General features: G+C 65.6%; 6 protein-coding genes. 5 read left to right on the plus strand and 1 reads right to left on the minus strand.

Going from position 1 to position 7781, the window contains the following annotated elements; translation table 11 throughout:
* Positions 1-117: 117 nt before the first annotated feature.
* Positions 118-801, minus strand: coding sequence for a Crp/Fnr family transcriptional regulator (locus tag Q4E95_RS09425; RefSeq protein WP_303383064.1), 684 nt, complete (start codon positions 799-801; stop codon positions 118-120).
* Positions 802-932: 131 nt separating this feature from the next.
* On the opposite strand from Q4E95_RS09425, the gene Q4E95_RS09430 reads away from it, so the two are divergent.
* The 5 genes from Q4E95_RS09430 (at position 933) to Q4E95_RS09450 (ending at position 7150) form a co-directional block, all read left to right on the plus strand.
* Positions 933-1166: a heavy-metal-associated domain-containing protein gene (locus Q4E95_RS09430; RefSeq protein ID WP_303383065.1), complete on the plus strand. Its 234-nt coding sequence runs from the start codon at positions 933-935 to the stop codon at positions 1164-1166.
* An 80-nt stretch (positions 1167-1246) separates the two neighbouring features.
* Positions 1247-3250, plus strand: a complete 2004-nt coding sequence (locus Q4E95_RS09435) for a cation-translocating P-type ATPase (RefSeq protein ID WP_303383066.1) — start codon at positions 1247-1249, stop codon at positions 3248-3250.
* Between the two features lie 98 nt (positions 3251-3348).
* Positions 3349-3771 carry a cupin domain-containing protein gene (locus Q4E95_RS09440; protein WP_303383067.1) on the plus strand — a complete coding sequence of 141 codons (423 nt, stop codon included), beginning with the start codon at positions 3349-3351 and terminating at the stop codon, positions 3769-3771.
* 74 nt (positions 3772-3845) lie between these two features.
* Positions 3846-4757 (plus strand): NADP-dependent oxidoreductase, encoded by a 912-nt coding sequence (locus Q4E95_RS09445; protein ID WP_303383068.1) that lies wholly within the window; start codon positions 3846-3848, stop codon positions 4755-4757.
* Between the two features lie 146 nt (positions 4758-4903).
* Entirely contained in the window at positions 4904-7150 is a 2247-nt protein-coding gene (locus Q4E95_RS09450) for a heavy metal translocating P-type ATPase (protein WP_303383069.1), read from the plus strand.
* Positions 7151-7781 lie beyond the last annotated feature (631 nt).

The following is a 7781-nucleotide window of genomic DNA, read 5'->3' on the forward strand; positions in this document are numbered from 1 at the left end:
CGCGCGTTCCGTGAACGCGACGCGGCTCATCCCCCGTTAGTCACCGAAGCTACGCCTCCGACCCTGATCCCGGGTCGGGAGCGGGCTGCCGCTAAGGCCTGCAAGGGTGGTTGCGCGCTATCGGGGTGTGGCTGCGCGCTCGAGTGCATCGACGTCGAGGATCGTAACGTCACGGCGCCCGTGCAATTCGATGACACTCGCCGCGGAGAGCGCGGCGAGCCGGCGGCTCAGAGTCTCGGGTGTGGTGCCCAAGTAGGCGGCGATCTCCCGCTTTGGCATCGGCAACCTCACGGCGAGTACTCCCCTTTGCATGCTGCCGGGTAGATCGAGTAGGTAGGCCGCGACACGGGCGCTCACGTCGTTGGAGGTGACCGCGGCCAGTAGCCGTTCGACGGATGAGAGCCGGTCGGACAAAGTCCGCATCATGCGCTGACTGATATCGGGATAGTCGCGCAGCAGAGTGGCAAGGTCCCCGTGGTCGAAGACGCACATGTGGCTGTCGTCGAGCGCGACGACGAACTCGGTCGGGCGGTGGCCAGTCAGTAACGCCCGTTCTCCCACGACATCACCGTGAGTCACAGTGCGCAGGATTTGTTCTTGGCCGTTAGCGGCCATGTGGCTGACCTTGAGCTGCCCGCTATGCACCACGAGTAGACGAGACATCGACTCGCCAGGCCCGTAGACCACCTCGCCCTTCTCGACGCGCTGAGGGCGGACGAACTGCGCGACGTGTAGCTGTTGGTCGTGGGTGAGTCCCTGGAAAATCGGGACGCGAGTGACACACAAATCAGCCTCGGGCATGGTACGAGCCTATCGGAACCGGCGCTAACGGCACCGCAGCCCGTACTTGATCCGCGTCAAGGAGTTCCGAACGACACGAATCTATCGTGAAGGTTGTTCATAGAGAACATCACAACGAAAGGAAAAACGCCATGAACGCCTCCACCACCACACGCACTGTTCTGCGCGCACAGGGGTTCTCGTGCCCGTCCTGTGTGGCCAAGATCGAGAAGCAGGTCGGCCGCCTCAAGGGCGTCGAGAACGTGTTGGTCCACTTCGCCTCCGCGCGCATTGAAATCGACCACGACCCTGAACGCGTCTCCGTTGACGATCTCGTCGCCGCTGTTGGCAAGGCCGGCTACACGGCCACCCCCTCGGCGTTCTAAAGAATCAAACAAAGCCGCGGCCCTGTCCCACCCACTCTGTCGGTTCGCCGGCACACAACGCCGAAAGGTCGTACCCGAAAGTGAACAAGCTCCAGAAATGGGTGTACGGGAACTGGTCGGTTCCCGTCGTGTCCGGTGTGTTCATCATCATCTCGTTCGCCATCCAGTGGCTGGGCGGAGGGGTGGCCAACATCGCCGTCGGCCCCCAGTGGTGGGTCGACGCCGGCGCCCACGCCACCCACACCGGCGGGGCATTCGCCCTCGGAGACGTTTTCATGTTGGCTGCCGCCGTGGTGGCCGGCTACGGGATCGTGGTGAAGGCTGTTCGTGCGGTGATCGCCAGGGTTATCGGCATTGACTTGCTCGTGTCGGTCGCCGCGATCGGCGCGGTCATCATTGGTAACTTCTGGGAGGCCGCAGCGGTCACGTTCCTGTTCGCGATCGGCCACGCGCTGGAAGCTGCGACCTTGAACAAGACACGCTCGGCGCTGGCCGAACTCGTCGCCGTCGCCCCGGACTCCGCGATCGTGGTGCGCGAGGGTGAGCAACAGGAGATCCCTGCCGCGCAGGTGAGAATGGGCGAGATCGTGCTGGTCAAGAACGGTGCGAAAGTGCCCGTGGATGGCCAGGTCGTGTCCGGAACCGGGGCCCTCGATGAGGCCTCCATCACCGGCGAGTCGATCCCGGTGGAGAAGACCAAGGGCAGTCAGGTTTTCGCGGGGACCGTCTCCCGGGGCGGTTTCCTGCAGGTGTTGGCCACCGGCATCGGCGCGGACACCACCTTGGCCCGCATCATCCACCGGGTGGAGGAGGCCCAGGACGCTAAGGCGAGGACTCAGGCATTTATCGACCGTTTCTCCCGCTGGTACACACCGGCCGTGATGGTGCTGGCGCTGGTGGCCGGGCTGATCTCCGGTGACGTGGTCCTGGCCTTGACCTTGCTGGTCATCGGCTGCCCTGGCGCCCTGGTGATCTCCATTCCGGTCGCGATCGTGGCCGGCATTGGGCGCGCCGCCCGCAACGGCATCCTCATCAAGGGCGGGGAGTTCCTGGAGACCTCGGCGAAGATTTCCGCGGTTGCCGTGGACAAGACCGGTACGCTCACCGAGGGCCGGCCCCGGCTGACCGATGTGGTCGTCCTGGACCCCGTGCTGGGGCGGACGGAGGTGCTGCGCTGGGCGGCAGCCGCCGAGGCCGGTTCTGAGCACCCGCTGGCCCGTCCCATCCTGGAGACGGCCCACGCCGAGGGAGTCGGCGCGCAGGGCGTCCCCGGCGCCGTCACCCCGGTCCCCGGCAAGGGCATCGTGTCTGAGGTCGATGGTCGTGTGGTGCTGATCGGCAACCCACCGCTGCTGGAGCAGTACGGCATTGTCGAAGCCGCCGCCGAAGCGGCCCGGACAGCTCAGCAGCTGGCCACCGAGGGCAAAACGCCCATGATCGTCGCGGTCGACCAGACGGTGATCGGCGTCGTCGCCGTCGCCGATCAGATCCGCCAGGATGCACCCGAGATGGTCGCCCGCCTGCACCGGGCCGGCGTCGAGAAAGTGGTCATGCTCACCGGGGACACCCGGCTGGTGGCCGAGGCCATCGGGAAAGCCACCGGGATCGACGAGATCCACGCCTCCCTGCTGCCCGAGGACAAGCTGGACGCGGTCACCCAACTCCAGCGTCAGGGCCACACGATCGCGATGGTCGGTGACGGTGTCAACGACGCCCCGGCCCTGGCCACCGCGAACATCGGCGTGGCAATGGGCGCTGCGGGCTCGGCCGTGGCCGTGGAGACCGCGGACATCGCCCTGATGGGTGACAACCTCCTCAAGCTGCCCGAGGCCATCGGTCTGGCCAAGCGGACCGTGTCGGTGATGCGGCAGAACATCGCGATCGCCCTGATCACGGTGGTGTTGCTGCTGGCCGGCGTCTTCGCCGGCGGGGTGACCATGTCGATCGGCATGCTCGTCCACGAAGCCTCCGTACTGGTGGTCATTGCCAACGCGATGCGACTGCTGCGCAACACCGCAGGCTCCACGACCATGTCGAAGAGCGCGCGGACCACTCCGCAGGCAGCCGAGCAGGTATCCGCCTGATCTCACCCGCGTGACAGCGGGCCCGCGGCACCTGGCGCACCGGGCAGTTCAAAGGCCTCAACAATCCAAACCAATACATGAACTAGAGGAGATCAATCATGAGCGGAAACAACTTCACCCTTGGAGACAACCTTGAGCACTTCACCATTGCGGACGTGGCCAGGAACAACCCCGACTTCAGGAAGGTGCTGTGGACCGGTGCGCACGCCCAGATCGTGGTCATGACCATTCCGCCCGGCGGTGAGATCGGGGACGAGGTCCACGAACACACCGACCAGATCCTGACCTTCGTCTCCGGAACCGGAGAAGCCGACCTCAACGGCCACACGCACCCCATTGATGCCGGTGACCAGTGCGCGGTACCGGCCGGTGCCCAGCACAACTTCCGCAATACCGGGGACCAGCCGCTGGTGCTGTACACCATCTACAGCCCACCCGAACACGCTGCCGGCGCCGCATTTGCCACCCGGGAGGAGGCTGACGCCGCCGAAGCGGCCGGTGAGGACGAACCCCGACCCTGACACCCACCGTCCCGACGAAACTCGTGCGGGACACCGAAGCCCCCACCCAGCCCAGATCCGAAGGAGACCCATTCATGTCCAAGGTTTATGTGTTCACCGACTACGGCGGGCCGGAGAACCAGCAGCTGATCGACCGACCCGCTCCCATGCCCGGGCCCGGGGAGGTGGCCATCGAAGTACGGGCCGCCGGCGTGAACCCGGCGGACTGGAAGATCCGGGAAGGCCACCTGGGGCGTCACTGGAGCCTGCCGGCGCCGATGGGACGCGAAGCCGCCGGCGTGGTCACTCAAGTCGGCGACGGAGTTGAGGACTTCGCCGTGGGCGACGAGGTGCTCGGTCTGGTGGCACCCGGGCAGGGAGGGATGGCCGAGCACACGCTGCTGCGCGCCTCCACGACTGTGGCCAAGCCCGAGGAGATCTCATTCACCGACGCCGCCACCATCCCGGTGGCCGCGGCCACCGCCTATGACGCCACCCACCAGATCGAACTCGAACCGGGCCAGACCCTGCTGCTGCTCGGAGCCGGCGGCGGAGTGGGACTGATGGCCGCACAGATCGGTCGCGTACACGCGTTCACCGTCATCGGCGTGGCCAGCGCAACCAAGCGGGAACTGGTCGAATCCACCGGTGCCGTGTTCATCGAATCCGGTCCGGGCGTGAGCGACCGGGTGCGGCAGACCATCTCCGACGGACCCGACCTGATCGTCGACCTCGTGGGCGGCGACCCGCTGCGCGCCGTCGCGGGCCTGGTGCACGACCGAACCCGGATCATCTCCGCAGCCGATCCAGAGACCGCAGTCGAGCTGGGCGGCCGGGCCCTGGAACGCACAAGTGAGGCCATGGGGAAGATCACCGACGTGATCCAGTACGGACTGGTCGACCCCCACGTGCGCGCCCAGTTCGACCTCAATGAAACAGGTCAGGCGATCGCCGCCGTGGAGACCGGGCACGCCGCCGGGAAGATCACCGTGATCCCCCAAGACTAAAATCCGGTCCACAGAGACCGGCGGCGGGATTACAACAGCGAGCGCTACTACCTCTGCTGCGACGAGTGCGGATCGCTGGGGACGCCGCACCAGCACAGTACGCGAGCTGACGACCGAACGATCCACGCACGACAGGAGCACCTGATATGACCGAGCCGAACAACCGCGATTTCGGTGGCGCCGGCCGTCCCGAAGAACATATTGATACGGGCGAACGCCCCGACCAGAACACCCTGCACAAGGCCGCCGCTCACGACTCACACGAACACGGCGAACACGCCCAGCACAACGGTCACATCATTCACTCCGAGCACAACGCAGCCGGCGGCCACGGCGGCCACGGGGACCACGTGGCGAGCTTCCGGCGTTTGTTCTGGATCATGCTGGTCCTGGCGGTGCCCACCGTGCTGCTCAGCGACATGTTCGCCGACCTGGTCGGTTACACTCTGCCGAACATTCCTGGCCTGGGGTGGGTGGCTCCGGTGTTGGGTACGGTGATCTACGTCTGGGGAGGGCGGCCGTTCCTGACCGGCGCGGTCAGTGAGATCAAAGCCCGCAAGCCGGGAATGATGCTGTTGATCGGCATGGCGATCACCGTGGCCTTCGTCGCTTCCTGGGGCGCGAGCCTGGGTTTGATTTCCCATGAGCTGGACTTCTGGTGGGAGCTGGCCCTGCTGGTGGTGATCATGCTGCTGGGCCACTGGCTGGAGATGCGCTCTTTGGCTCAGACCTCCTCCGCACTGGACTCCCTGGCCGCCCTGTTGCCCGACGAGGCCGAGAAAATCGACGGCGATCAGGTGATCACGGTCCCCGTGGCCGAGTTGGGAGTCGGTGACATCGTCATCGTCCGCCCCGGCGGGCGCATCCCCGCCGATGGTCAGGTCATCGACGGCACCGCCGACGTGGATGAGTCCATGATCACCGGGGAGTCCAAGGCGGTGTCCCGCACCGCGGGAGACGACGTCGTAGCCGGCACCGTGGCCACCGATAACGCCCTACGGGTCCGAGTCTCCGCCATCGGCGAGGACACCGCTCTGGCCGGTATCCGGCGTCTGGTCGCCGACGCCCAATCCTCTGCCACCCGCGCCCAGCTGCTGGCCGATAAAGCAGCGGGATGGCTGTTCTGGTACGCCTTGATCGCCGCGATCATCACCGTGACCGTGTGGTCCATCATCAGCACCCCCGATTTCGCCATTGTCCGGGCTATCACCGTCCTGGTCATTGCCTGCCCCCACGCCCTGGGCCTGGCCATCCCGCTGGTGGTCTCCATCTCCACCGAGAGGGCCGCCCGCGGCGGCGTTCTGGTCAAAGACCGCGGAGCACTGGAACGCATGCGCACCGTCGACACCGTGCTGTTCGACAAGACCGGCACCCTGACCAAAGGCGAACCGGCGCTTACCGAGATCACCACCACCGCGGACTACTCCGAGACCGAGCTGCTCGCCCTGGCCGCGGCCGCGGAGTCCGACAGCGAACACCCCCTGGCCCGCGCCATCGTGGCCTCCGCCAGGCACCGAGACCTACGGGTGCCTCGTGCCTCGAACTTCCGTGCCTCCACCGCCGTCGGGGTCTCCGCGACCGTCACCGGCCGGCGGATCGCCGTGGGCGGACCTGCCCTGCTCACCGAGAACGGTCACCAGCCCCTGCCCGCCGCACAGCCGTGGGCCGAAACCGGCGCCACCGTGCTCCACGTGCTCATCGACGGCCAGATCGCCGGGGCCGTGGCGCTAGCTGACGAGATCCGTCAGGAGTCCCGCGAAGCCGTCGACGCGTTGCACGCGCTCGGTATCCGGGTAGTGATGATCACCGGTGACGCCGAACCCGTCGCTCGGTCCGTGGCCGTCGAACTGGGCATCGACCAGGTCTTCGCTCAGGTCCGCCCGGAGCACAAGAGCGAAAAGGTCCTTCAGCTGCAGCGCGATGGCCGCACCGTGGCCATGGTCGGCGACGGCGTCAACGACGCGCCCGCCCTGGCCCAGGCGGATGTGGGCATCGCTATCGGCGCCGGCACCGACGTCGCCATCGCTTCCGCCGGTGTCATCCTGGCCTCCGATGACCCCCGCTCGGTGCTTTCGGTGATCCAGCTGTCGCGGGCCGGGTACCGCAAGATGAAGCAAAATCTGTGGTGGGCCGCGGGATACAACATCGCCGCTGTTCCCCTGGCCGCCGGGGTCCTGGCCGGCATTGGGTTCGTCCTGCCCATGGAGATCGGTGCAATCCTCATGTCGGTCTCCACCATTGTGGTCGCGGCCAACGCCCAGCTTCTGCGCCGCCTCGACCTCAGCCCCGGGGCGAGCACCACAGCCGCCCACGGCGCCCCGAAAATTAACCAATCCCGTCGCCGCGCTGAACCGGTGGGACACCACGAGGAAGCAACCGACCTGCGCTCATGATGAGGGGCGGTGGGCAGGGCTATACATGTGCTGTTCGAGGGCAGCGAACAGTGGTACCAAATGCGATCGAAAAGTTACTTCTCACGCTTGTCTCCATTCGGTAACGAGAAGTCTTCGCTGTTGGACGTGACGAATGCATAGGGCTGTTGCGCAAGATCGACATTTGCAATCGCAGTCGCGTACAACTCGATCAGCAACGCATCGGCAACACTGTTGCGCGAGCGGTGAAAGGGAGCATGTTTCGCGAGACCGCGTTCAACGACCGCGTGATGTTCCGAGTCGATGTCAGCGCCAATCCACCGCAATGTTCAACCTCGGGACAGTCTTCCTGATCACGGCGTACCGACTAGGAGTATCTCGTGTTCAAGCCGATCAACCACCAGGCGTTCCACACGGGCACGAAACGGCTCGGAATACTTTGGGGGCAGCTGTCCGATCCTCTCGATAACGGACCGGAACGAAACCCAGGACGGTTCATGCATCGAAAACGCCCGCAACTACCAACCCCTCGGACAACAAAAAACCCGGACCCCAAAAGTGGTCCGGGTTGTTACTGATCTCCTCAGAAATCACGATGTGGAGCTAAGGGGACTCGAACCCCTGACCCCCTGCATGCCATGCAGGTGCGCTA

The organism is Kocuria sp. (genome assembly GCF_030536815.1).
Lineage (GTDB): Bacteria > Actinomycetota > Actinomycetes > Actinomycetales > Micrococcaceae > Kocuria > Kocuria gwangalliensis.